The organism is Oscillospiraceae bacterium (assembly GCA_035380125.1).
Lineage (GTDB): Bacteria > Bacillota > Clostridia > Oscillospirales > JAKOTC01 > DAOPZJ01.
This window is the reverse complement of sequence record DAOSWV010000011.1, coordinates 13002-38313: the sequence shown is the minus strand read 5'-3', so window position 1 is coordinate 38313 and position 25312 is coordinate 13002. Positions and strand designations below refer to the sequence as shown.

Sequence of the window (25312 nt, the reverse complement as noted above, 5' to 3'; positions counted from 1 at the left end):
TTAACTGCCAACTGTTCACTGAGAAATTAAAACTTCAATGAGATATCCATCGCTTTCACGCTGTGTGTGCTGTAACTGTCATTCTGAGCGAAGCAATTCGGCGCTTTTGCGTCGTATTGCGAAGTCGAAGAATCTCGGTCTTATGAAGCCGCTTTCATCGTATGAAAGCCCCAAGAGAACGGCGGGCGAACGCAGTTCGCCCCTACGGAAGATCCCTTAAAACCGCAGCGAAATATCCATTGCCTTCACGCTGTGTGTGCTGTAACTGTCATTCTGAGCGAAGCAATTCGGCGCTTTTGCGTCGTATTGCGCAGCCGAAGAATCTCGGTCTTATGAAGCCGCTTTCATCGTATGAAAGCCCCAAGAGAATGGCGGGCGAACGCAGTTCGCCCCTACGGAAGATCCCTTAAAACCGCAGCGAGATATCCATCGCTTTCACACTGTGCGTTAAAGCCCCGATCGAAATCAAATCGACGCCGGTCGCCGCCACCTGGGCTAAATCCCGTTGGTCCATATTCCCGCTGGCCTCGGTCAAAGCGCGTCCGCCGACGATGCGCACCGCGTCGGACATCTGCTGCAAATCCATGTTGTCGAGCATGATGATATCAGCCTTGACGTCGAGCGCTTCCCTCAGCATCTCCTCGTTTTCGACCTCGACCTCTATTTTCAGCGTATGCGGCGCATTCTCTCTGGCGGCGCTCACCGCCGCGGTGATCCCGCCTGCGGCCTTGATGTGGTTGTCCTTAATCAAAACCCCGTCCGCTAAGTTAAAACGATGGTTGCTTCCGCCGCCGACCTTGACCGCATATTTTTCAAAAACCCGCAGGCCCGGTGTGGTCTTGCGCGTATCCACGATCTTTGCATTTGTTCCGGCGATCTTGGCAACGCACTCGGCGGTATAAGTTGCGATACCCGACAGATGCTGTAAAAAGTTCAGTGCCACCCGTTCGGAAGAAAGCAGCGAAGCCGCGAACCCGCTGACGGTCGCAATGATGTCACCCTTTTGTACCCGGTCGCCGTCGCGGACCTCGGGCGTAAAGGTCGTCCGGCTGTCCACCGTTGCGAATACAGCCCGAACCACATCGAGCCCGCAGATCACGCCGTCTTGTTTGGCGATAAAGTTACCGCCGGCAGTCATGTCGTCCGGAATCGTGGCACGCGTGGTGATGTCGCCGGTGCCGATGTCCTCAGACAACGCCTCCCGCACGATATTTTCAACGATATTTCTGTCGAGTTTCATGATGTGACTCCTTTCAGCATGTAATCGAATTTGTAGGGAACGGTCTTGACCGTTCCGAGCGGCGATTCGCCGCCGAATTTTAACACCGGAAAAATATATGCGGAATGGTCAAGACCATTCCCTGCATTTTTAATTATCTGTTCTGAAATGTGCGCCCACGCTCTCCTTGCGTGCAATGGCCGCCGACAAAATCGCCTCGGCTACCGTGAGCATATTCACCGTCTCGGTACCTTTGACCGACGACAGATCGTATCCGGCGAGCTGCTCTTTCATCGTGACGACAAGCCCGAGCGCTTCGCCCATATCCTTGCCGTTGCGGATGATGCCGCACTTCTTGGTCATCGCCACGCGGATCTGACTGCGCAGCGTATGCAGATCCAGGTCGCAGGGCACGAGATCCTGCGGCTCGGGCAGAACAGGCGTATGCTGCGGTCTGTTGTTTTGATTGATGTGCAGCGCGCAGCGCCTTCCGAATACAATACACTCCAACAGCGAATTCGAGGCTAAGCGATTTGCGCCGTGCACGCCGGTGCAGGAGGCCTCGCCGACGCTGTAAAGCCCCGGCACATTGGTCGCGCCGTCGAGATCGGTTTTGATGCCGCCCATAAAATAATGCTGCACCGGAATGACCGGAATCCAGTTGACGGCAATGTCGATGTCATAGTTCATGCACTCGGCATAAATCGTCGGAAAACGCTTTTGCAAAAACTCACGGCTCTTTGAGGTGATGTCGAGATAGACGTTGGGCAGGTCGTATTTCTGCATCTGCATAATAATGGCGCGAGAGACCACGTCACGCGGCGCAAGGTCGGCCATCGGGTGGACGTCTTTCATAAACGCCTCCCAACGGCGGTTACGTAAAACTGCACCTTCGCCACGCAGCGCTTCGGAGATCAGAAAATACCGTCCGCCGACGCCCGGGTGAATCATCGCGGTCGGATGGAACTGGACAAACTCCATATTTTCAACCGCCGCACCGGCCCGCATTGCCGCAGCAATACCGTCTCCGGTAGCGGCGATGGCATTGGTGCTGTTGCGGTAGATACGCCCGATACCGCCCGACGCGATGACAACGTTGGGCGTATTGACGAGAATATTTTCCCCGTCTTTTTCAATCAGTATACCGGCGACCCCGCCGTCCGCACCCTCGACGATGTCGATGAGCATGGCGCGGTCCAGAATCGTGATATTATCGCGTTCATGGACACGGGCAAGCAGCGTGTCGGTCATATGCTTTCCGGTGGCGTCGCCGCCGCAGTGCAGAATGCGGTTGCAGCAGTGCGCGCCTTCCCGGGTGATCGAGAGCTTGCCCTGCGCGTCCTTGTCGAACGGAACGCCCAGATCGGAAAGCCGCACCATATTTTCGGGTCCTTCGGAGACCAGTGTCATCACGGCTTTTTCGTCGCACATCCCCGCACCCGCGATCAGCGTGTCATGCACATGGTTTTCAACGCTGTCCTCTTTGAGCGTAACCGAGGCAATGCCGCCCTGGGCATGAATCGAATTGGATTCCTCTTCGCCGAACTTATTGATAATAACAACCCGTAGTTTCGGATCAACATTCAACGCGCAGTAAAGGCCTGCGACGCCCATACCGACAACAGCGACGTCAAAATCCAAGGTTGTGTCGGGTTTCTTTTTGCAATACAGATACTTCATTGTTTACACTTCTTTTCGTGTGCTGTTTTCCCTATTGAATTCTGGGGCTTTCAATCTCATCGTCGTACAAAACCTCGTGCGGGGGATGGAGCAGTTGTTCCGGCTTGAGCAGAATCTTTTTATAATACCGCATCGAGACCGCATAATAATGCCCGTCGCAGATACGCTCGTCGGTGACCATACGCAGCCGCATGGTTTTCTCGCTGTGTTCTTTGCCGTCCTCGTCCCGGACGGTCTCACGGTTCTTCTTGCCCATCGCCAAGAACAGCGAACAGGTGCCGAACTCATACAGATGATGATAAATCGAATCGATGCCGAGTGAACCGATGTTGGTCAGAAACGCCGAGGTATGCCACGGGCTGGCATCTTCGATGGCCTTGGGCAACATACCGTGACTGTCAAACCGGTACATCAGATTGACAAACGGGCGTTTAATCCACGAAGGAATTTTGCCCAGAATCTTGGCGGTTTTATCGGTGTCATTCTCTGCATCGGTGGGTTTTGTGGCCTTCATCTCTTCCTCGATTTTACGCACGATATCAGCCAGCGTGTCATCCGGTTCGAATTCCGGCTTAATCAGCGCCTCGCCGCCCTTGTCGGACAGGCCGCGCTTAATGGCAACCGAAATCTTGATGCTGTTGTGCGCATAGAGCTTATTGTGAACGATAAAGCGGTTCAGATAGGGTCGCTGTGAGATCAGCCGCACCATCGCTGCAATCAGAATATACATAATCGAGAGACCGGGGATATCCTTTGCATGTTGTTTGATGAATTCTTCAATCTTCGTAATCGAAATTTCCTCTTCAAACAGCACCTGAGAGTCAATGCGGGTACGCAGCACATACGGCACCAGGTCCATCACCGGATCGGCAGGCTTTACCCGCCAACCGTCGCGGCGGTCCCGTCTGCGTTTTTGATACAGCTTTTCCATGTTTCCCATAATTCATCTCGCATCCTTCACATATATTTGCGAATAACCTTTTCCATCTGTGAAAACTTTTTCTCCATATCTTTTGCCAGCGCAATCTGGCAGCGGGTACGTACGAGGTTGTGCTCGGGATAATTGAGCTTAAAATACGGATCGCCCATCAGATAATCGGTGCAGAACCGGAGAGCCAACTCTACGGTCATCATCAGTGCACCCGTCGGCAGCGACATCAACTCGGTCTCGTCAAAGCTTTCACTCAGAACGCCTACATAGCCCTTGGCAAATGCCTCGTAATATTCCAATGAAAGCGCGGTTTTTGAGATGTCCGGCTCGTCCTCGAGCGAAGTGTTGGCTGCGAACCGAATCGCATCGCCGAAATCGTAAGCCGCCAGTCCCGGCATCACCGTATCCAGATCAATAATGGCGGCGGGTTTTTGGGTGGAAATATCGATTAAAACGTTGTTATATTTCGTGTCATTGTGGGTAACTCTTTCCGGCAAAACACCGTTTTTGCGCATCTGCACGAGTTTGGAGCAAAACGCTTTCTGCGATTGAAGATAGCCGATTTCCGATTTAATGTCCTTTGCGCGTCCGGCGCAGTCGGCTTTCAAAGCCGTTTCAAAGGCCTCATAACGTTTTTCGGTGTCATGGAAATTCGGAATCGTCTCGACAAGTGACTCCATATCGTAATCGGCCAGCATCCCGGAAAAGTTCCCGAACGCCTCTCCCGCCGAGGTCAAAAGTCCGGTGTTGGGCACGCTGTCATAGGTCACGGCGCCGCCGATATAATCATACGCCCGCCACACACTTCCGTCCGAAAGTTCATGGCACAGTTTCCCGGTTGCATCGCCGCAAAAATTCAGCACCTGTCTGCGGCAGTCCAGACCCTTTTCCTCACATTTTCTGCGCAGATGTGCCGTTACGCCCGCGATATTACGCATCATACCATCCGGGTCGCGGAAGACGTATGTATTTACCCGCTGGATGATGTATTCCTTCCCATTCGAAAATTTCACAAGGTTGGTCTGGTTGATGTTGCCCGTCTTGATCAGGGTATGGTCAGCGATCTCGCCCGTAATACCGAATGCGCGGGCGGCTTCGAGAATCTGTTTCTCCATTCCAGAGTTCTGCCTTTCTGTACTTTTTGGGATGATTGGGTCTTATTCGTTGATTTTGAAAAGGTTCTTTGCGTTTTGCGCGGTAATCTTCACGATCTCTTCGGGCGTGACTCCTTTGATCTGTGCCAGTTTCTCTGCGACCAGCGGCAAAAGCGACGAATCATTTCTCCTGCCGCGATAGGGCGTCGGTGCCATATACGGACAGTCGGTCTCTATCAGCATCCTGTCGAACGGACAGATGGCGGCGGACTCGACGGCACGGCGAGCGTTTTGAAAGGTCACGACCCCGCCGAATCCGAGATAAAATCCGTGTTTCAAAAAAATCTTGGCAATCTCGGACGATTCGGAGAAGCAGTGCAGCACTGCCGCTCCTTTATATGCGTCCAAGATCTCGACCATGTCTGCGGTCGCGTCGCGGCTGTGAATCACAGCGGGTTTATTTAAACGGACTGCCAACTCCAACTGCCGCAAGAATAATTCTTTCTGCTTTGCTTTGTCAAATCCGGGATAGTGATAGTCCAGCCCGATCTCACCGATGGCCGCGCATTTTTCATCCGCCGCCAATGTTTCGATCTTCGCGAGGTCATTCTCTTCAGCTTCGTTTGCGTGTTCAGGGTGAATGCCCGACGCGAAATAAAACTGCGGATATTTGTGTGCTAATTCCATCGAATTGCGGCTGGTCTCAGCCCGCTCACCGCAGTTCAATACCCATTTTACACCCGATGTAAAGATTTTATGAAGTACTTCTTCTCTGTCCCCGTCAAACGCGGTGTCGTCATAATGCGCGTGGGTATCGAAAATACCTTCTAACACAATTTTGCGCCTGCGGGAACGCCGTCGTTGAGCATCAAAAGATTCAATTTCCCATCCTTTTCGGCCGATAACAGCATGCCGTTGGATTCGGTGCCCATCATCTTGCGCGGCGGCAGGTTGGTGCAGGCCACCACGGTTTTGCCGACGAGTTCTTCCGGCTGATAATATTTCGCAATGCCCGACAAAATCTGTCTCGGAACACCCGAGCCGTCGTCGAGCTTGAACTGCAATAGTTTTTCGGATTTTTCAACCTTTTCGCAGGCAAGCACTTTGCACACGGTCATCTCGACCTTGGCAAATTCGTCTATCGTGACCTGCGGCTTTTCGGGTTCGGTTTTTTCAGCCGGTTTCGCGGTCTTTTCGGCGACTTTCTCAGCCAGCGTCTTCTCGTCAAAACGCGCAAACAGCGGCGCTGCCGGTTTTGTCAGCGCACCCGCTTTCAATCCGCCAAACGCCTCGACGCTCTCCAGTGTTTCGTCGCAACCGCCGAGTTGCTCGAAGATGTTTTTGCAGGCCTCGGGCATAAACGGCACAAACAGCACCGCGAGAATGCGGATGCACTCCAGCAGGTTATAGAGCACCGTGCCGAGCCGCGCTTTGTCGGCCTCGTTTTTCGCCAGTGCCCAGGGCATAGTCTCGTCGATGTATTTGTTGCTTCTGCGCGCCAAGTCCATTACGGCAAATGCCGCGTCTGCAATACGCGTCTCGTCCATCAATTTGCGGTAATCGGCCACGGTTTTGGCGGCAACCGCTTTCAGATCGACGTCCGGACCCTCTTCACCGGCGGGTTCCGGAATAACGCCGTCAAAATATTTACCCGTCATCGCCACCGTGCGGCTGACGAGGTTGCCGAGGGTATTCGCCAGATCAGAATTATAACGCGCGGCAATGTTCTCCCAGGTGACGTTGCCGTCGTTGGCATAGGGCATCTCGGCCAGCACATAATAGCGCACCGCGTCAACCCCGAACAAGTCAGCCACGTCGTCAGCATAGATCACATTGCCGGTCGATTTGCTCATCTTGTCGCCACCCATCAGCAGCCACGGATGCCCGAGAACCTGTTTGGGCAGCGGCAGGTCAAGCGCCATCAAAAAGATCGGCCAGTAGATGGTGTGAAAACGCAGAATATCCTTGCCGATCATATGCACGTCGGCAGGCCAGTATTTTTTAAATAATTCACCGCTCTCGCCGTCGGGATTATAGCCAAGCCCGGTGATGTAGTTTGAAAGCGCGTCCACCCAGACATAGACGACGTGTTTCGGGTCGAATTCCACCGGCACGCCCCAAGTAAACGAGGTGCGCGTGACGCACAGGTCTTTAAGGCCCGGTTTCAAAAAGTTGTTGACCATCTCTTTTTTGCGTGATTCCGGCTGGATGAAATCGGGGTTTTCCTCGATATATTTCATCAGCCGGTCGGCGTATTTGCTCATACGGAAAAAGTAGGCCTGCTCCTTGACCCGCTGTAACGGTTTCCCACAGTCGGGGCAGACGACACAGTCGTCTTTTTTGCAAACCTGACTCTCGGTATAAAAGGCCTCGTCGGGTTCGCAGTACCAACCCTCGTATTCCGAAAGATACACGTCGTCCTGTGCGTAAAAACGGTTGAAAATCCTTCTGACAATGTCCATGTGGTCCGGATCGGTGGTGCGGATAAAGCGGTCATAGGTCGTGCCCACGCGATCCCAAAGCGACTTGATCTGATTGGCGACTTGATCGGCATACTCTTTCGGTGAGACACCTGCTTCCTTGGCGCAGTCCTCGACTTTTTGACCGTGTTCGTCGGTGCCGGTCAGAAAGTAAACATCAAACCCGCAGGCACGTTTATAACGCGCGACGGCGTCAGCCATGATCGCCTCGTAGGTGTTGCCGATGTGCGGCTTTTTCGAGGCGTACGGAATCGCAGTTGTAATATAATAGGGTTTTTTCATAATCAATGGCTCCTCATCAGTTTATTTGATCGGTTTTGCGCCCCAGATATCCGCCGCATACCGTTCAATCGAGCGGTCGGACGAGAAACGCCCGGCTTTTGCGATGTTCATCAGCGACATCTGCATAAAGCGCATTCGGTCGTCATAGATCGTGCGCATTCGGGCCTGAGCGTCTTTATAGGCGGCAAAATCGGCCAAAACCATATACGGGTCATAGTTGGTGAGGTTGTTGTGAATATCGGCAAAGGTGCAGTCACAGATACCCTTTTTCAAAATATCGGTCAGCGCCTTCAGTTCGGGATCATTTTTCAGCAGTTCGGCGGGTTTGTAGTCGGGTTTTTTGGCGGCAACCTCCTCAGCATTCATACCGAAGATGAGTATATTCTCTGCGCCGACGGCCTGATAGATTTCCACGTTCGCGCCGTCCATCGTGCCCAGCGTCACCGCGCCGTTGATCATCAGCTTCATGTTGCCGGTGCCGCTGGCTTCGGTTCCCGCCAGCGAAATCTGCTCACTGATATCAGCCGACGGCATCAAGGCCTCAGCCATCGTCACACGATAATCTTCCAGGAAAACAACACGCAGCTTGTCTCGCACCGCCGGATCAAGTTCGCACAGCCGTGCAATCGCCGAGATCAGGCAGATGATCTCCTTGGCCATCTGATAGCCGGGCGCGGCCTTTGCGCCGAACAAAAAGGTCTGCGGAACCACATCCTCGTTGGGATGTTCCTTGATCCAGATGTAGCGCGAAAGAATATGCAGCGCGTTCATATGCTGGCGCTTATATTCATGCAGCCGCTTGACCTGTACGTCGAAAATCGAGTCGGGGTTCAGCGGGCGCAGGCCGCTTTTGGCAACGAGATTGGAAAACGCCAGCTTGTTCTCACGCTTGATGTCATAAAGCCGGGTCAGGATATTTTCGTCGCGGGTGTAAACCGACAGATCGGTCAGCCGTTTCGCGTCGGTTTTAAAGCTGTCTCCGATCAATTCGGAGATCAGCCCCGTCAGGCGCGGATTGGCCTGACACAGCCAGCGCCGGTAGGCGATGCCGTTGGTGACGTTTCGAAACTGCTCCGGGTGATCCTCGTAGAAATCTTTGAACAGATGGTCGCGCAGAATCGCGGTGTGCAGCTTCGAGACGCCGTTCACGCTGTGACAGACCGCACAGCACAAATTCGCCATCCGCACCTGCCCGTAACTGATAATCGACATACGCGAAACCCGGTCAAAATCAGGCTTTTCGGCCCAGAGCTTGGCACAGTAGCGGCGGTTGATCTCGGTCACGATCTGATACATCCGCGGCAGCCGCTGGCGGAACAGATCCTCGGGCCAGGTCTCAAGCGCCTCGCTCATCACCGTGTGGTTGGTATAGGCGATGGTACGCTCGGTGATGCTCATGGCGGTGTCCCAGGCATAGCCGCAGTCATCCATTAAAATCCGCATCAGTTCCGGAATCGACAGCGCCGGGTGTGTATCGTTGATGTGAATGGCCACTTTTTCAGGCAGCGCGTCAATCGGATGCCCCTCGGCCATATGTTTTTTCACGATGTCCTGCAGCGAAGCCGACACCAAAAAATATTGCTGGCGCAATCTTAAACTCTTACCCTCGGGCATATTGTCCGACGGATACAGCACTTTCGAGATAACCTCGGCCATGCCGCTCTGCTGCATCGCAGACATAAAATCGCCGTTGTTGAAGGCTTTCATATCAAAGTCCTTCGCCTCTGCGCTCCAAAGCCGCAGCACGGCCACGCCCTTACCCTCGTTGCCGACCATCATCAGATCGTGCGGCACAGCCATAACGGAATTGTAGCCGGTGTAATTCTGATGCCGGTAACCCTGTTCGTCCCAGTAGTCGGAAACGGTGCCGTCAAAGCGCACCTCAATCTGCTCGTCCGGACGCGCAGAAAGCCAGACCTCGCCGCCGGGCAGCCAGTCGTCGGGCAGTTCGGTCTGCCAGCCGTCTACCAGCTTCTGACGGAAGATGCCGTATTCATATAAAATCGAATACCCGGTCGCGGCATACCCGAGTGATGCCATCGAATCCATAAAGCAGGCGGCAAGGCGGCCCAGACCGCCGTTTCCGAGACCCGCATCGGGTTCGCACTCATAAATATCCGAGAGTTTTACGCCCAAATCGGATAACGCCGCATCAAAGACCTCGGTCATCCCGAGGTTGTACAGCGAGTTCTTCAGTGACCGCCCGAGCAGAAATTCCATGCACAGATAATTGATCCGCTTGACGCCCTGTTTGCTGCATTTGTCATTGAACTCGGCGCGGTTCTGCGCTATAATATCATTGAGATAGGCGGCGGCAGCGCGGTAATACTGGTCGTCGGTCGCGGTTTTGGGATTGACGCCGTATTCCGTATCGAGCCGTCTTTTGATCTCATTGACAACTTCGTTTTTTGTCAGTTTCATAATTACATTCTCATTTCCCGGCTGTTTGAATCATAAGCCGTCAGCAGTCGGAAGGGGCCTTCCGTTGTATATTAAAACATATCTAATATACTTATTCAAACAAACGCCTTTTCAAACAGACACTTGTTCATGAGACATTATATAACAACCCCGCTAAAATTTCAACAAAAGGAGCGCAAAAGAGTGACCATATCCGCTTCCGGCAGTAATCTGACGGTTCAAATCGAACAGTTTTCACTGGCTCAGACACTCGGCTGCGGCCAGTGTTTCCGTTTTGACCCGGTGGGCGACAATCCCGACCGGTGGCGGGGTATTGCAAACGGGCGTGTTCTCGAAGTGTCCCAAACCGGTAACAAACTGACCTTTTATAATATGGAACAATCCGAATTCGAAGCCGTCTGGGCGGACTATTTCGATCTCAACACCGATTATATTTCCATTCACGCCGCGCTCTGCGCTGATCCGACCCTCAAAACCGCCTGCGATTTCTGCGGCGGTATCCGAATTATCCGGCAAGACCCGTGGGAAGCGCTGTGTTCCTTTATTCTGTCCCAAAACAACAACATTCCGCGCATCAAAGGGCTTGTCTCTCGGCTGTGCGAACAGTTCGGCGACCCCATCGACGGCGGATTCGACTTTCCGAAACCCGAGACCCTCGCTGCGCTCTCTCCCGAAGATCTCGCTCCGGTGCGCTGCGGCTTCCGGGATAAATACATCATCGACGCCGCCAAAAAATTCGCCTCCGGCGAAATCAATCCCGCAAAAATCGCCGCCCTGCCGCTTGAGGAAGCCAGAACTGAACTGATGGCCGTCAAAGGTGTCGGCCCGAAAGTAGCCGACTGCGCGCTATTATTCGGATTTTACAAGCTGACGGCGTTCCCGACCGACGTCTGGATCAAGCGCGCGATGGCCGATCTCTTTTCCGACGGCCTGCCCGCCTGCGCTGTTCCCTATGCCGGCGTCGCCCAGCAGGTTTTGTTTCATTATTACCGGCGGGCAGTGCCCGCTCACAATACGCGCACTAAAGCCTGCTGATTTTTTCTCATCGTAGCCGCGTTTCCGACCCTTCATTCCCCTCTGTGGAGGGGTGGCCGAAGGTCGGGGTGGTCTCTATAAACCAAAACAACGTGTTTCAGTAGGGGCGAACTTCGTTCGCCCGCCCCGTTAATCTCGCCCCATAAAAAAGACCTGCAATCACCACGGTCGATTTGACATCACGCCGCACATAAAGTCAAGAAATTTTTAACAACCCTCGGTAAAATGACAAACATACGGAAGGAGGTTACGGAATGGATTGGATCACGGGAATTCAACGGGCGCTCGATTATACCGAAGCACACCTGACCGATGATATTGATTATGAAACCGTTGCGAAACAGGCCTATTCATCAGCGTTTCATTTTCAACGGATGTTCACTATGCTTTGCGGATATGCGCTCGGTGATTATATTCGTATGCGTCGTCTCACTCTGGCGGCCGATGAGTTAATCCGGACAAACAGCAAAGTGATTGACATTGCCCTTAAATACGGATATGACACGCCCGAAAGTTTTTCGCGTGCTTTTTCGCGTTTTCACGGGATTACCCCGACCGACGCAAGACACGGCGGCAACGTCAAATCCTTTTCGAGACTTTCCGTAAAATTGATTTGATCGGGAGGCAACACCATGGATTACAGAATCGAAGAAAAGCAGGCATTCAAAATTGTCTGCAAGAAAAAACAGGTCAATAAACCGCAGGGCGATACCGCCACAGCCGACATTTCGGCATTCTGGAGCGAATGCACTCACAACGGCACCATTGACGCGCTTTGCAAATATGCCAAATACGACAATCTTCACGGCATTCTCGGCATTTGTTTCTCCGGGGAGATGGCGGATTCCGGTTTTCCCTACGGCATCGGTGCCGAATATAACGGCGTTCCCGTGAAGGACGAGGACTTTGAAGTCGTTGAAATTCCGGCATATACCTATGCGGTTTTTCAGTGCAAAGGCAAAATGCCCGACGCGTTCAAGGACACTTATCAAAAAATCTGTACCGAGTTCTTCCCGCAGAGCAATTATGAATACGGCAGCGGCATTGAACTTGAGGTCTATCCGTCCGCCGATACCCAAAGCCCGGATTATTCCTGCGAAATCTGGATCGCGGTGAACGAGAAGAAATAAGGCAAAAAACATTTAAAGACATCTGTCAAAAAGGCAGATACCTTTTTATTGTGTTGGGAGATGATTATAAAAAAGTAGGGGCGTACCTGTGTGTGCGCCCACAATTTGCGGGCGATCACATAGGATCGCCCCTACAAAATAACAAAATAAAGGACGAACGGAGGGAACGGCCGTTCGTCCTTTTATATAGAGCCGCCGGGGATGGCGACTCTCTAAACCCCGCGCCCGCACCGTGCTTGCTCGGCACGGGTGGAGATTATAGCAAATTGATATGCGATGATATTCAGCGTCTGCCTCCGCCGGTCATACCGCCCATACCGCCGGCGCTGCCGATCGTGGAGAGTCCGCCCGCTGTAAAACTGCCGGCCGAACTTCCGCCGATATTCAGGGTGTAAGTCGTACCGGTCACAAGCTGCGGTGCCGAGATAACGATGCTGGAAAAGCTCTTAGACGGTGTGTACTCGACGATGACGTTTCCGCTCTTATCGGTCACGGTGACCTGAGTGCCGCCCGAGACCGTCGAAACGGTTGCCATGATGCAGTTTACCGAGGAATTTGAATCAGGTGCCTGCGCCATGCCGCTGCTGCCCGCGGCAATCAGAATCGCACCGCTGTTGGTACAGGTTCCGTTATAGTCCATCGCGCCGTTGCCACTGTCGGTCGGCCCGTCGACCAGAATTGTGCCGCCGGTCAGCACCATGCTGCCGTTGCTGTCAAGCCCGTCACCGCCGGCATTGACATAGATGTAACCGCCGCCGATGGTAATGCAGTTGTCGGAATTGGCCCCATCCATCCCACCGCCACCGAAGAAGACATTTCCGGTGTCATCGCTGCCGCCCGCAGAATTCAGACCGTCGTCACTGGAAGTGACGCTGATATTGCCGCCGCAGATATAAATGGTCATGCCCTCAAGGCCCTCATAGGACTTTGTGATTTTGATCTCGCCGGCGTCAATTTCAAGCGCGGTATCGGCGTGCATGCCGTCGTCTCCGGTCGCAATGGTGAAAGTTCCGCCTGCAATCTTGATATCGCCGTTCGAGTGGAGCGCATCATCACTGGTATCAAGCGTGAAAGTTCCGCCGGTAATATAGATGGCGCTGCCTCCTTTGAGGCCTTTCATGCTTTCGGTAGTGGAAGTGGAAGTCGAGCCGGTCGTACCGCGCGGATTAAAGTAATCGTTGGAGCCTCCGCTCGAAGCATTCGAGCTTCCGCCGCCCGTGGTAATATCAAAGGTACCGCCGCTGATCAACAGGGTCGTATAGGCCTGGATACCGTCGTTGCCGGATGTGATGTCGAAATCACCGCCTGAGATATTGATATAGCCCTTCTCGGCGTCCTCGTCGTTGTTGGCCTGCAGACCGTCGGCACCTGCGTTGATGGTAAAGGTGCCGTCGGTGATCGTGATGCTATCACGGCCGCGGAGGGCGTCATTGACCGCGGTGATGACATAGGTTCCGCCGGCGATCACGAGATCGTCTTTGGACAAAATGCCGTTGAGATAATTGCCGTTTACGGTCAGCGTTCCGGTGCCGTTGAGGGTGAGATCATCCTTGGAAAACAAGGCGGCGTTGGGCTCGTCAGTATCGGCTTCAAGGGTATAGGAGGAACCATCGGAGATCGTATTTTGAGTCCCCGCCGCCAGTGTAATGATGATCTTATCGCTCTGTTCGCCGTAAATTCCGCTGCTGTAAGAACAGCTGATATCGACGCCGTTGAGAATCAGTGTAACCAAATCGTCCGTGCCCGCGTTGACGATGATCTGCCCGTCATCGAGCGTGCCGCTGATGGTATAGGTGCCCGCTCCGGTGATCGTAGCGGTGCTGCCGCTCACGGACACATTGGAACCGGAAGCGGATATCGAACTGCCGTTCAAAACAATCTCATTCCCGTCGGACGGTTCCGCAACGGTCGTATCCTCGGACTTAACTTTGTTCTCGACCGAAGAGACGGCGGCTTTAATCTCCTCGCTTACATCGGCGACCGAAGCCGTTTCCGAAGTTGCGGTTGAAGATGCGGGAAAAGAATTGGTGGAAAATATCGCCGTGCTCGAGGCGCTTGACGTAATAGTTGAGGTTGAACCCGCACAGCCCGCCGCAAACAAAAGCACCATTGCCGTGCAGAGAATTGCATAGATCTTTTTCAAGTGAAACACTTCCTTATACTAATTTACAAAACACAAACTGACGTTTTTAAAAGTAGATTCCATCTGCTTTTTATAAAAATTAGTATTACAGTTCCTCTTTCAGTGTGTTGCCGGCTTTACCGCAGCTGACATTGAGATTGCCGTTGCGGCAGCGCAGCGCATCAAGAAACTTTTTTTCGATTAAATTCTGATCGCCGTTTAAAACGATCTTGTACTGCAGCTCAAACATGCTGCCGAGATTGGTGGACTTGACGCGAACCAGCTCAGTCTTTTTGGTGTAAGCGGCGAAGATGTCATCGAAAGCGCCGTTATAATCGAGCGATTCGGGGATGGTGATTTTAAGTTCGCGTTCGCTGTCGCGAATATCGCCGTATTTTACGGTGAATAAAATCAGCGTCAGCAGCGCTGCGGCGATAAAGATGACAATCGCATAGGTGATATAGCCCATACCGGTTGCAATGCCCACGGCCACGGCCATAAAGACCGCCGAGATTTCACGGGCGCTGCCGGGTGCAGAACGAAAACGCACCAAGCTGAACGCTCCGGCCACGGCGACACCGGCGCCGATATTGCCGTTTACCATCATGATGACGGCCTGAACCAATACCGGAAGAAGAGCCAAGGTCACGATAAGACCCTTGGAATAGGTATTTTTATAAGTATGAATCAGTCCCAGCAAAACGCCCAGGACAATCGAAGTGAGGGTACACAGCAGCAGCGGGCCGATTGAAAGCCCCTCTGAGGAAATTACGGTTTCAAGCACAGATAATGCCTCCCTTTTGATTTTGAATATTTGGGAATATATAATCGGTATAGCAGGTTCCGTACTTGGAAAACGAGACCGGTCGAATTCCGTTTTCGTCAAAGAATCTGCACATCCACAGCGGGATCGCACCGGCGGTTTTTACCTCGACCAATCTTCGGTCGTTTCCGATGATCGGCGTTCCGTCACAGCCAAGTGCGGGAGACAGCCGGTTTGTACGCATCCGTATACCGCTGTCGAAGGTCAAGCGAAGATTGGGATCTTCGTTATCGTAGAATGCCTCGCGTTCATAGGCGATAAACACCTTGGGATCGGGTCTGTAAAACTGCATAAAATATTCAATCTCTCGGCCGATCTGACTGTCGCAGCTGACTCCGGGCCTGCCGCTCATCCAATCGAGGGCTTCATCGAGAGGCATCTCGATACGTCTTTTATATACGACGCCTTTGTATTTTTTCTTCAGTTCCAAAAAGATCGTATCGTCCGATTTCGGAACCCCGTAGCAGCGCAGCCGCAGCTTTTCCTTATAAACGGGCTTTTCGATGGACGCGCGAATGATACGGTAATCGTCGGTATCGAAATAAATATTACAGATCGTACTCTTTCCGAATGCATCCGGGTGCATCCTGTTCTCCATCAGCCGGCAAAGTTTTGCGGCCTGTTCACGATCGAGCAGATATTTCTCCTCATATCGTTTAAATACTGTTGTGATGTTCTGCATCCGAAACGCCTCTTTTCTCGAGAGTTGAATCCAAGCCGCAAATATGTTAGAATCAAGCGGATGGTTCTTGTCGGGTTTCCCCGCGGGGTATGCCTTTATTTTACACGGGTTGCTGAAATTACTCTGAAAAATAAATTTCAGTTTTTTTTCAGCTTTAAGCGATAAAATATGCACATACAATGTTCGCGCGAACTTCATAAAGCGCGAGCGTCCCTGATGAAAGGAGCTGTTTTTCTTGCGCGTATTAATTGTGGAAGACGAAAAACGTCTTGCTGAGGCACTGGCGCAGATATTAAACGAACATAAATTCGACGCCGAGACGGTATACACCGGTACCGACGGTCTTTACTATGCCAAAAATTCCGCCTACGACGTCATCATCCTCGATGTGATGCTGCCCGGCATGACCGGATTCGAGGTTGTCAAGCAGCTGCGCACCGATAAGATCGCAACACCTGTTTTGCTGTTGACGGCCCGCGATGAAATCAACGATAAAGTGAAGGGGCTGGACTGCGGTGCAGACGACTATATGACCAAACCCTTTTCGCCCGATGAATTGATGGCACGCGTCCGGGCGCTCTCACGGCGTCAGGGCGAAGTCATCACCGACCAAATCACCTTTGCCGACCTAACACTCGACCTATCCTCCTACACCTTAAAAAAAGACAGCAAATCCGTCCATATGGGTTATAAAGAATTTTCGGTATTGCGGCTTTTGATGGCCAATCCGAACACGGTCGTACAAAAAGAGACGATCTTGGTCAAAGTCTGGGGCAGTGATTCCGACGCCGAGGACAACAACGTAGAGGCCTATATCTCGTTCCTGCGTAAAAAATTCTTCTATCTCGGTTCAAAAGTCAATATCGGTACGGTCCGGAAAGTCGGCTACCGGCTGGAGGTTTTGGAATGATCAGAAAACTGCGGATCAAATTCATTCTCATCAATATGCTGTCGGTATTTCTGGTACTGGCGACAGTCTTCGGCGTCCTGCTTTATTCTTCGGCCAAACGTCTGACCGACAGCAGCAACGAGGCGCTGGTTCTCGCGCTCTCTCGCGACGGAAACGACGATCAACAGCCTTGGGAGATCGGCGGCGGTAAAAAAGCAGGGACCGATCCGCTCAATCCCAACGATGTTCAGCGGTTGAATGAAAACAATACTTTTATCCGTACTTTCACCGTTTCGGTCTACACCGACGGAACCCTATCCACATCTACATACAGCGGCGAAATCGACATCAGCGATGACATTCTGAATGCGGCGGTGGAAACGGCATTGGCTGACCCCGACGGAGCGGGTACCATTTCCGATCTGCATCTGCGCTATCTGGTCAAAATCGGCACCGACAGCACCAAAATTGCCTTTGCCGACACAAGCAGTGAGCGCATTTACATGAATAACCTCATCATCATCTCGTTGGAAGTGGGTGTTCCGGCGCTGGCTGTCTTCTTCCTGCTGGCCTATTTTCTGTCGGGACTGGCGCTCAAACCCGCCAAAACCGCTTGGCAGCAGCAGCAGCAATTTGTCGCCGACGCCTCTCATGAACTCAAAACGCCGCTGACCGTTATTTTAGCCAACACCGATATCCTGTTGGCACATCCAAGCGCCTCAATCCAAAGCCAGCGGAAGTGGATTGAAAACACCAAGACCGAGGGCGAGCGAATGAAAAAACTGGCCGACAACCTGTTATTTTTGGCCAAGTCCGACGCCGCCGAACACGTGAAAGCCAACCCTATGCCACACGAGCAGGTCAATCTCAGCGACACCGCTTGGAACGCGCTTCTGCCTTTTGAATCGGTGGCGTTCGAACAGGGCGTTGAATTGAACAGTGACATCAAACCGAACGTAACGGTCTCCGGCAATGCGGATCAATTAAACCGCCTGATCGTAATTTTGATCGACAACGCCTGCAAATACAGCGGCAAAAGCGGAAGCGTCACCCTGACACTGACCAAAGAACAGGGAAAAGCCAAACTCTCGGTTCATAATACGGGAACTCCGATCGACAAAGATGATCTCCCCCACATTTTCGACCGTTTCTACCGCGCCGACAAATCACGCTCACAGGTTTACGATGAACCCGGTAGCGTATTACACACTCCGTCTGTCGGCGCTGACGACAAATCGCGCTCACAAGTTTACGATGAACCCGGTAGCGTATTACACACGCCGTTCGTCGGCGCTGGCGACCAATCGCGGGCGCAGACGAGCGGAGGCCACGGGTTGGGGCTCTCGATTGCCAAATCCATTGTCGATGCCCATAACGGAAAACTCACGGTAAACAGCAGCGCCGAACACGGTACGACCTTCACCGCCGAATTTTCGGCGAAATAATCTTGGTTTTCAGCCAAACAAGCAGTTGCCTGCGGCTTTGCCGCAGGCGACTGCTTTATATCATATGCACAAATTTTGCCTGAACAATTTATTCCGAAGGGAAATTTCCCCCTTCTCTTGCAAATTTCAAACATTTGTATTAGAATATACGGGTATTAAATCTTGGGGGTCTAAAAATGTCAAGAGCAAAACGCGTTATTTCGATATTGCTGTTGTTTGTACTGTCTTTGTCGATGTTCACCGCCTGCGGTCCGGACACCGAAGCGATCGTCACGATCAAAGGACAGGCTTTCAGTGTCGAACAGTATTTAATGTTCCAGTTGGACGCCTATAACACCATGGCCAGCAAAATGAGTTATACCTTCAACCAGCAAAAAGACGACGGCTCTTATCTGACGGTCAAGGAGCAGATGGAACTGTACAACAACATCGACGGCAACCGCGTCGATGTCTGGATCAGTGCAACCACCCTTGAAGAACTGCGTAAAGTCGTCTATTACGATCAGGCGCTTGCCGACGCCGGCATCACCATCACCGACGAGGAAATCACCAACGCCAATGATCAGGCCAAGGCCATCTACGATTATTACGAAGCCTATTATGACGGCTACTATACCCGCAACGGCATTAATTTGGAAGCCGTACAGCTCTGGCTGCTCAACAGCCTGAAAGAGAACAAGCTGTTCAAGAGCATCTATGATACCGACGGCACACTGGCAGTTCCCGAAGCGGACATCCAGTCCCACTTCCAAGAGCTGTATGCCAGTGCCAAGATCATGAAGATCCCCTATTTCAACGAAAGCAGCGGCGTTGTCCTGACAGATGATCAGATCGATAACATCGACGCCTTCTGCCAAACCGCGATCGAAAGGCTCAACAGCGGCGCAATCGACATCGACTCCTTATATTACAACTTCCTGTTGGCCAACAGCGTGATCTCCGAAGGCGATGTGGTTGATCCGATCCCATTCCAGCTGTTCGACCTGAACGACAACGACTATACGACCGATATGATCTCGTCCTATGAGGCATTAGAGATCGGTCAGACCGGTTATACAAAAGACACCAATCAGGGATACTTCTTCATCTATCTCAAAGGTGATCCGCTCACCGATGACGCATCCAATTACACCAACTACCGCGACACCGTGCTGCGCGATCTCAAGGATTCCGAATTCCAAGAGAACATTATGGCGATCACCGATTCCTATGAAATCGTCATGAACACCCGGCTGATGAAAAAATATCTCCCGGAAAATATCGAAAAGCTCTCCTAAAGCTCATATTCCTCCCGTCTCCGACAGATAATAACCGCATACGCGAACATCGGAGGCCGGACATGGAAATCATCTGTACCGAAAACATTTATAAGATTTACAACCAGGGGCGAAACGAAGTCAAGGCGCTTGACGGCGTTTCGCTTTCTGTTATGCAGGGGGAATTTCTGGCGGTCATGGGTCAGTCGGGATCCGGAAAGTCCACACTGCTGAATATTCTGGGCTGCCTTGACGTCCCGACATGCGGACGGTATTTTCTGTTCGGAAAATCATCCGATACTTTCGACGAGGAAGAGCTCTCCGGCATCCGCAACCACCGAATCGGATTCGTATTTCAAAATTACAATCTCATTCCCTCGCTCTCCGCCGTTGAAAACGTCGAACTCCCGCTGCTGTATCGCGGTGTCGAATATGAACAGCGCCGTAAAATTGCCCTTGAGGCACTCGAAAGAGTCGGCCTTTCGGAGCGTTCCGAGCACCGGCCTTTAAAGATGTCGGGCGGACAGCAGCAGCGTACCGCCATTGCACGCGCCATCGCCGCCGATCCCGACATCCTGCTGGCCGACGAACCGACCGGAAATCTCGACCGCACGTCGGGCGCTGAAATCATGAATCTTTTAACCCTCTTGAACAAAAAAGGCAAGACGGTTATAATCATTACGCACGACCCCGCCGTCGCAGCTTATGCAAACCGAATTGTGACCATCAGTGACGGCAAAATTGCAGCAGACGAAAGGAGCGCCTATGAAGCAGGTTGAGATTTTCACCGACGGCGCTTGCCTCGGAAATCCGGGTCCGGGCGGCTACGGCGTCATCCTGAAATATCAGGGCACCGAAAAAGAACTCTCCGGCGGCGAACCCGAGACGACCAACAACCGCATGGAATTGACCGCGGCCATCGTCGCGCTCGAGGCGCTCAAAACGCCCTGCGCGGTAAAGCTGTACAGCGATTCGCAGTATCTGATCAACGCTTTTGAACTCGGCTGGCTGGAAAAATGGAAAATGAGCGGCTGGAAGCGCACCGGCAACGCCGAGGTCAAAAATGCCGACCTGTGGCAGCGGCTGTCCGAACTGACCGCGATACATAACGTCGAATTTATCTGGGTGCGCGGCCACGACGGCCATCCGGAAAACGAACGCTGCGACCGCCTCGCCAGCGGTTACGCGCAAAAACTCGCCGACAAATCGTAGGGGCGCACCTATGTGTGCGCCCGAAAATTTCCCTCCCTTGGAGAGGTGGCAGGGGACATCGCAATGTTCCCTGACGGGGTGGTCAAAAATCCGCCGGCAAAAAACTTTGCTGAAATCCATATTTAATACATAACAAAAACCAAACGAAAGAACGGTCGTTGAATTATGAAAAAAATCCTTGCGCTCTTTTTCTGCGCAGCCCTGTTTTTCACCTTGTTCGGCTGCGCACCCGCCGAAGAAAAAACCACGGTCAATATCGCCTTTTTCCCGAATATCACCCATGCGCAGGGTCTGATCGGCTCCGCGAACGGCGCTTTTGAAGAAGCTCTTTCGGGTTATGACGTGGAATATCAGGTTTTTAACGCCGGCCCGGCCGAGATCGAGGCGCTTTTTGCCGGCGAAGTCGACATCGGCTATATCGGACCGGTACCCGCGATCAACGGCTTTGTGCGTTCGGGCGGCGATGTCGTCATCGTCTCGGGCGCGGCAAACGGCGGCGCGGTTTTGGTGGCGCGCACCGATGCGAACATCACCTCGGTCGCCGATCTCTCGGGCAAAAAAGTGGCGATCCCGCAGCTGGGCAATACCCAACATCTTTCGCTTCTCCAATTATTATCGGCCAACGGCCTCTCGACGACTTCGGCGGGCGGCACGGTCGACGTCTATGCGGTCGCCAATTCCGAGATCAAAACCCTGATGCAGAGCGGCGAAATCGACGCGGCGCTGGTGCCGGAACCCTGGGGCGCCCGGTTGGTCAACGAGATCGGCGCGCAGCTCGTTTTGGACTACGATCAAATCTGGCTCGACGGCAACTATGCCACGGCGGTTGTCATCGTCAATAAGGACTTTTTGACCAACTACCCCGACCTCGTCGAGAAATTTTTGCAGGCGCACGTCAAAATCACGGCATATATCAACGAAAACCCCGACGAGGCGTTGGCGATCGCCAATGCCCGCATCGAAGAACTGACCGGCGCGGCGCTTGATCCCGCAATCCTGACCGAGGCCGCCTCGCGCATCGTCTTCACCACCGATCCCGCCCGTGAATCCGTCGAGGCCTTTATCGACCTTTCCATCGAGCAGGGCTTCATCGAAGCCTGCGACAACCGCGACGCCCTGTTCAATCTCAATATGATCTCAACAATCAATTCGGAGATTTCGCAATGAACATCACCGTCGAGTCCCTCTATAAGACCTTTCAAAACCCCGACAAAGAGGTCTTAAAAGACATCAATTTGGAAATCGCCGAGGGCGAGTTCGTCTGCCTGCTGGGTCCGTCGGGCTGCGGCAAATCGACGCTGCTCAATATCATCGCGGGTCTCGATACGCCGACTTCGGGCAGCGTCAAATTCGGCGGAGAACCGGTCACAGGCCCCGGGCCCGACCGCGTGATGATCTTTCAGGAATCGGCGTTGTTCCCGTGGCTCTCGGTCGTCGACAACGTCAAATTCGGTCTGAAAATCGCCAAAATCCCCGACAAAGAGGCCGAGGAGCGGGCGATGATGTATCTCCAAAAAGTCAATCTGGCCTCCTGCCGCGATTATAAAGTCAGCCAGCTCTCGGGCGGCATGAAGCAGCGCGTCGCCATCGCAAGGGCGCTTGCGCTCAACTCCAAAGCCCTGCTGATGGACGAGCCGTTCGCCGCGCTCGACAAACAGACCAAAAACCTGCTGCGCGACGAACTCGAACGCCTCTGGCTGTCGGAAAAACGCACCGTCGTCTACGTCACCCACAGCGTCGAAGAAGCGTTGTTTTTCGGCGACCGCGTGGTGATGATGAGCGCCGATCCGGGCGTGATCAAGAGCATTTTTAAAATCGATTTCCCGCGCCCGCGCCAAATCGACACGCCGGCATTCGTCAAACTGCGCCACGATATTCTGGCCGATCTCAGAGTGGAGGTGGAACGCTATGAAAAATAACACCCTGCTCAAGGTCTTAAAAACCCTCGGCTTTATTTTGATATTTATCGCCGTTTGGCAGCTGCTCTATTTCGTCATGGTCGAAAAGGCCGCCGTCTGGAAACCGTATGTTTTCCCGTCGCCGCTCGGCGTTTTGAATTCCTATGAAAAACTGGTCAATAACGGCACCCTGTTCGCGGGCATCGGGCAGACCCTGCGGCGTATCGGCATCGGATACGGCATCTCGATTCTAATCGGCCTTTTCCTCGGAATGCTTTTAGCTCGCTTCAAAGCGCTCTCGGAACTGATGAAACCGCTGGTGCTGGGCATCCAGACGCTGCCGTCCATCTGTTGGGTGCCGTTCGCAATTTTGTGGTACGGCTTGGCCGAAAGCGCGACCATCTTTATCGTGGTCATCGGTTCGACGTTCAGCATCTGCATCGCGGTCGAGACCGGCATCCGCAGCATCAATCCGCTCTATATCCGCGCCGCCAAAACGATGGGTGCAAAAGGCCCGGCGCTCTATACCAAGGTCATTCTGCCCGCCAGCGTTCCGTCTCTTGTCGGCGCGCTCAAACAGGGTTGGTCGTTTGCCTGGCGCGCATTGATGACCGGCGAGATGATGATGTCGTCCAAAGGCATCGGCCTGATGCTGTCGCAGGCGCGCGAGATCGGCGGCATCAACGAGGTCACCGCAGTCATGCTGGTAATCGTTTTAATCAGCATTTTTGTAGATAAGCTTATCTTCGGTTTTATCGAAAAACACGCTTTGAAATGGACTTGACTTTTTGAGAAAAACTGCATATACTGAATACGAACAGAATACTTCGGCGGGGATAAAACCCTGCCGAACTTTTGTTGAATCTGGATTACAAGGAGTTGAAAAAGCGTGGACGCATCGAGCGGAAGCAGTCACAGTACACGGACAAGCCCGAAAACAAGCGACGGCACCCCGATACCGTTGTGCGCTTTTTCGGCGTTGTCATAGAGAAATCGCGTGATCACCGACTGACCGCGTGTTGACCTCTCGTGTGCTGTTTCCCTTTTGCTGAAAAACTTCAAAAGGAGGAACACACCGATGAATCAGGAAGCCATGGCCCTGCTGGAGGAGAAAAAGTTTCCCCAGTTGTGCCGCATTTTAAAAGAGATGAACCCCGCGGACCTCGCGGCGCTGTTCGCGGAATTTCCCGAAGAATATCTGCCCATCATATACCGGATTCTGCCCAAGGAACTTGCGGCGGAGACTTTTGTGTGCATGGACGCGGATCTGCAGGAGGTCCTCATCACCGCCTTTTCCGATAAGGAACTGCGCGAGGTGCTGGACGAGATGTATATGGACGACACGGTCGACGTCATCGAGGAGATGCCGTCCAACGTCGTCGCGCGCATTTTGAAGAACTCGAATCCAGCCGACCGGAGAACCATCAATGAATTGCTGAAATACCCGAGCGACAGCGCGGGCAGCATCATGACGACCGAGTACGTCTACCTCAAAAAGGACATGACGGTGCGCGACGCGTTTGCCCGCATCCGCAAAATCGGCCCCGATAAAGAGACGATTTATACCTGCTATGTCACTGATGCCAGCCGCAAATTGGTCGGCGTCGTCACGGTCAAGGATTTGCTGCTGGCGGAGCAGGAGAGCGTCATCAACGACATCATGGAGACCAATGTCATCTATGTCAGCACGCTCGAAGACAAAGAGACCGCCGCGCGTCTGTTCGATAAATACGACTTGCTGGCCGTTCCGGTCGTCGATCAGGAGCAGCGCCTCGTCGGCATCATCACGGTCGACGACGCGATGGACGTTTTGCGCGAAGAGAACACCGAAGATATTTTAAAGATGTCGGCAGTCACCCCGACCGACGACACCTATCTCAAAACCTCGGTTTTCAAGCACGCCAAAAACCGCATCGTCTGGCTGTTGATTTTAATGGTCTCGGCCACGATCACCGGCGCGATCATCACCAAATACGAAGCGGCTTTCACCTCGATCCCGCTGTTGATCGCCTTTTTGCCGATGCTGATGGACACCGGCGGCAACAGCGGCTCCCAGAGTTCGACCACGATCATCCGCGGCCTCGCGCTCGAGGAGATCAAACCCCGCGACTTTTTCCGGGTCCTGTTCAAAGAAGTCAGTGTCGCGCTGATGGTGGGCGCGGTACTCGCGATCGTCAATACGGCACGAGTGCTGATTACCTATCCGCATGACCCGATCAAATATCAGCTTGCGCTGGTCACGGGAATGGCGCTGATGTGTGCGGTTTTGATCGCAAAGACCCTCGGCTGCTGCCTGCCGATGCTGGCGCAGAAGCTGAAAATCGACCCGGCATTGATGGCGGCACCGCTGATGACGACGATCGTCGACGCGGGTACGGTTTTGGTCTATTTCTCCATCGCCACCGCCGTCATGCACCTCACGTTATAATTTCTGAATGTAAAATGTAGGGGCGGCGAGTCACCGCTCACAAACGTGCCGCCATGATGGCGGTTTCAAACGCGTCATAAAATCTGCCGGGCTTTATGAGTCGAGAAGAATGTTCCGCGAGGAATATTCTTCAAGAGAACCGCTTTCAAGCGGTTCTTGCACGCTACTTCCAACCTCGGTGTAATGATAAAATTATAGGTAAGGCGGTGAACTCATGAAAAGGCATCAACGAGATAACTGCTCAGTATGGTTGAGAAATCTGCCGCGGACTGTACTGAGCAAAAC

At 52.9% G+C, this 25312-nt stretch carries 20 protein-coding genes and 1 pseudogene; 11 read left to right on the top strand and 10 right to left on the bottom strand.

Features of this window, described 5'->3' with window-relative positions; genetic code table 11:
- Window positions 1-406 precede the first annotated feature (406 nt).
- From nadC to PK629_05675, 7 genes are all read right to left on the bottom strand, one after another.
- A complete protein-coding gene (nadC, locus tag PK629_05705) occupies window positions 407-1240 on the bottom strand; it encodes a carboxylating nicotinate-nucleotide diphosphorylase (GenBank protein ID HOP10967.1) in 834 nt (277 codons plus the stop codon).
- A 129-nt stretch (window positions 1241-1369) separates the two neighbouring features.
- Complete coding sequence (nadB, locus tag PK629_05700) at window positions 1370-2899, bottom strand: L-aspartate oxidase (protein ID HOP10966.1); 1530 nt, start codon at window positions 2897-2899, stop codon at window positions 1370-1372.
- 31 nt (window positions 2900-2930) lie between these two features.
- The gene (locus tag PK629_05695; GenBank protein HOP10965.1) at window positions 2931-3839 is read right to left on the bottom strand and encodes a 2-oxo acid dehydrogenase subunit E2; all 909 of its coding nucleotides are present in this window, start codon (window positions 3837-3839) and stop codon (window positions 2931-2933) included.
- Window positions 3840-3856: 17 nt separating this feature from the next.
- Complete coding sequence (locus PK629_05690; protein HOP10964.1) at window positions 3857-4945, bottom strand: phosphotransferase; 1089 nt, start codon at window positions 4943-4945, stop codon at window positions 3857-3859.
- 42 nt (window positions 4946-4987) lie between these two features.
- A complete protein-coding gene (locus PK629_05685) occupies window positions 4988-5758 on the bottom strand; it encodes a TatD family hydrolase (protein HOP10963.1) in 771 nt (256 codons plus the stop codon).
- A complete protein-coding gene (gene metG / locus PK629_05680; GenBank protein HOP10962.1) occupies window positions 5752-7686 on the bottom strand; it encodes a methionine--tRNA ligase in 1935 nt (644 codons plus the stop codon). The genes PK629_05685 and metG overlap by 7 nt, the downstream gene beginning before the upstream one ends.
- A 21-nt stretch (window positions 7687-7707) precedes the next feature.
- A complete protein-coding gene (locus PK629_05675) occupies window positions 7708-10107 on the bottom strand; it encodes a glycogen/starch/alpha-glucan phosphorylase (GenBank protein ID HOP10961.1) in 2400 nt (799 codons plus the stop codon).
- Window positions 10108-10290: 183 nt separating this feature from the next.
- On the opposite strand from PK629_05675, the gene PK629_05670 reads away from it, so the two are divergent.
- Window positions 10291-11142: a DNA-3-methyladenine glycosylase gene (locus tag PK629_05670; GenBank protein HOP10960.1), complete on the top strand. Its 852-nt coding sequence runs from the start codon at window positions 10291-10293 to the stop codon at window positions 11140-11142.
- 254 nt (window positions 11143-11396) lie between these two features.
- Window positions 11397-12272: pseudogene (locus PK629_05665) on the top strand (AraC family transcriptional regulator).
- A 283-nt stretch (window positions 12273-12555) separates the two neighbouring features.
- On the opposite strand, the gene PK629_05660 reads toward PK629_05665, so the two are convergent.
- The 3 genes from PK629_05660 to PK629_05650 form a co-directional block, all read right to left on the bottom strand.
- The gene (locus tag PK629_05660) at window positions 12556-14415 is read right to left on the bottom strand and encodes a carbohydrate-binding domain-containing protein (GenBank protein HOP10959.1); all 1860 of its coding nucleotides are present in this window, start codon (window positions 14413-14415) and stop codon (window positions 12556-12558) included.
- 85 nt (window positions 14416-14500) lie between these two features.
- Window positions 14501-15178, bottom strand: a complete 678-nt coding sequence (locus PK629_05655; protein ID HOP10958.1) for a DUF4956 domain-containing protein — start codon at window positions 15176-15178, stop codon at window positions 14501-14503.
- On the bottom strand, window positions 15171-15899 hold the full coding sequence (locus PK629_05650; GenBank protein HOP10957.1) for a polyphosphate polymerase domain-containing protein: 729 nt from the start codon (window positions 15897-15899) through the stop codon (window positions 15171-15173). Before PK629_05650 ends, PK629_05655 begins: the two co-directional genes overlap by 8 nt.
- Before the next feature lie 235 nt (window positions 15900-16134).
- On the opposite strand from PK629_05650, the gene PK629_05645 reads away from it, so the two are divergent.
- The 9 genes from PK629_05645 to mgtE all read left to right on the top strand — a co-directional run bounded on the left by PK629_05645 (window position 16135) and on the right by mgtE (window position 25027).
- The gene (locus PK629_05645; GenBank protein HOP10956.1) at window positions 16135-16809 is read left to right on the top strand and encodes a response regulator transcription factor; all 675 of its coding nucleotides are present in this window, start codon (window positions 16135-16137) and stop codon (window positions 16807-16809) included.
- Window positions 16806-18233, top strand: a complete 1428-nt coding sequence (locus PK629_05640; protein HOP10955.1) for a sensor histidine kinase — start codon at window positions 16806-16808, stop codon at window positions 18231-18233. Before PK629_05645 ends, PK629_05640 begins: the two co-directional genes overlap by 4 nt.
- Window positions 18234-18409: 176 nt before the next feature.
- A complete protein-coding gene (locus PK629_05635; protein ID HOP10954.1) occupies window positions 18410-19510 on the top strand; it encodes a hypothetical protein in 1101 nt (366 codons plus the stop codon).
- A gap of 62 nt (window positions 19511-19572) precedes the next feature.
- Window positions 19573-20268, top strand: a complete 696-nt coding sequence (locus PK629_05630) for an ABC transporter ATP-binding protein (protein HOP10953.1) — start codon at window positions 19573-19575, stop codon at window positions 20266-20268.
- Window positions 20255-20701 (top strand): ribonuclease HI, encoded by a 447-nt coding sequence (gene rnhA / locus PK629_05625; protein HOP10952.1) that lies wholly within the window; start codon window positions 20255-20257, stop codon window positions 20699-20701. The genes PK629_05630 and rnhA overlap by 14 nt, the downstream gene beginning before the upstream one ends.
- A gap of 165 nt (window positions 20702-20866) precedes the next feature.
- Window positions 20867-21868: an aliphatic sulfonate ABC transporter substrate-binding protein gene (locus PK629_05620; protein HOP10951.1), complete on the top strand. Its 1002-nt coding sequence runs from the start codon at window positions 20867-20869 to the stop codon at window positions 21866-21868.
- Entirely contained in the window at window positions 21865-22620 is a 756-nt protein-coding gene (locus PK629_05615) for an ABC transporter ATP-binding protein (protein HOP10950.1), read from the top strand. Before PK629_05620 ends, PK629_05615 begins: the two co-directional genes overlap by 4 nt.
- A complete protein-coding gene (locus PK629_05610) occupies window positions 22610-23383 on the top strand; it encodes an ABC transporter permease (protein HOP10949.1) in 774 nt (257 codons plus the stop codon). Before PK629_05615 ends, PK629_05610 begins: the two co-directional genes overlap by 11 nt.
- A gap of 294 nt (window positions 23384-23677) precedes the next feature.
- Entirely contained in the window at window positions 23678-25027 is a 1350-nt protein-coding gene (mgtE, locus tag PK629_05605; GenBank protein HOP10948.1) for a magnesium transporter, read from the top strand.
- Window positions 25028-25312 lie beyond the last annotated feature (285 nt).

Bases quoted from the DNA above. Each gene is read 5' to 3' on its own strand.
- nadC (HOP10967.1), bottom strand. From the start codon at position 1,240: ATGAAACTCGACAGAAATATCGTTGAAAATATCGTGCGGGAGGCGTTG.
- nadB (HOP10966.1), bottom strand. From the start codon at position 2,899: ATGAAGTATCTGTATTGCAAAAAGAAACCCGACACAACCTTGGATTTT.
- PK629_05695 (HOP10965.1), bottom strand. From the start codon at position 3,839: ATGGGAAACATGGAAAAGCTGTATCAAAAACGCAGACGGGACCGCCGC.
- PK629_05690 (HOP10964.1), bottom strand. From the start codon at position 4,945: ATGGAGAAACAGATTCTCGAAGCCGCCCGCGCATTCGGTATTACGGGC.
- metG (HOP10962.1), bottom strand. From the start codon at position 7,686: ATGAAAAAACCCTATTATATTACAACTGCGATTCCGTACGCCTCGAAA.
- PK629_05675 (HOP10961.1), bottom strand. From the start codon at position 10,107: ATGAAACTGACAAAAAACGAAGTTGTCAATGAGATCAAAAGACGGCTC.
- PK629_05650 (HOP10957.1), bottom strand. From the start codon at position 15,899: ATGCAGAACATCACAACAGTATTTAAACGATATGAGGAGAAATATCTG.
- PK629_05640 (HOP10955.1), top strand. From the start codon at position 16,806: ATGATCAGAAAACTGCGGATCAAATTCATTCTCATCAATATGCTGTCG.
- PK629_05635 (HOP10954.1), top strand. From the start codon at position 18,410: ATGTCAAGAGCAAAACGCGTTATTTCGATATTGCTGTTGTTTGTACTG.
- PK629_05630 (HOP10953.1), top strand. From the start codon at position 19,573: ATGGAAATCATCTGTACCGAAAACATTTATAAGATTTACAACCAGGGG.
- rnhA (HOP10952.1), top strand. From the start codon at position 20,255: ATGAAGCAGGTTGAGATTTTCACCGACGGCGCTTGCCTCGGAAATCCG.
- PK629_05620 (HOP10951.1), top strand. From the start codon at position 20,867: ATGAAAAAAATCCTTGCGCTCTTTTTCTGCGCAGCCCTGTTTTTCACC.
- PK629_05615 (HOP10950.1), top strand. From the start codon at position 21,865: ATGAACATCACCGTCGAGTCCCTCTATAAGACCTTTCAAAACCCCGAC.
- PK629_05610 (HOP10949.1), top strand. From the start codon at position 22,610: ATGAAAAATAACACCCTGCTCAAGGTCTTAAAAACCCTCGGCTTTATT.
- mgtE (HOP10948.1), top strand. From the start codon at position 23,678: ATGAATCAGGAAGCCATGGCCCTGCTGGAGGAGAAAAAGTTTCCCCAG.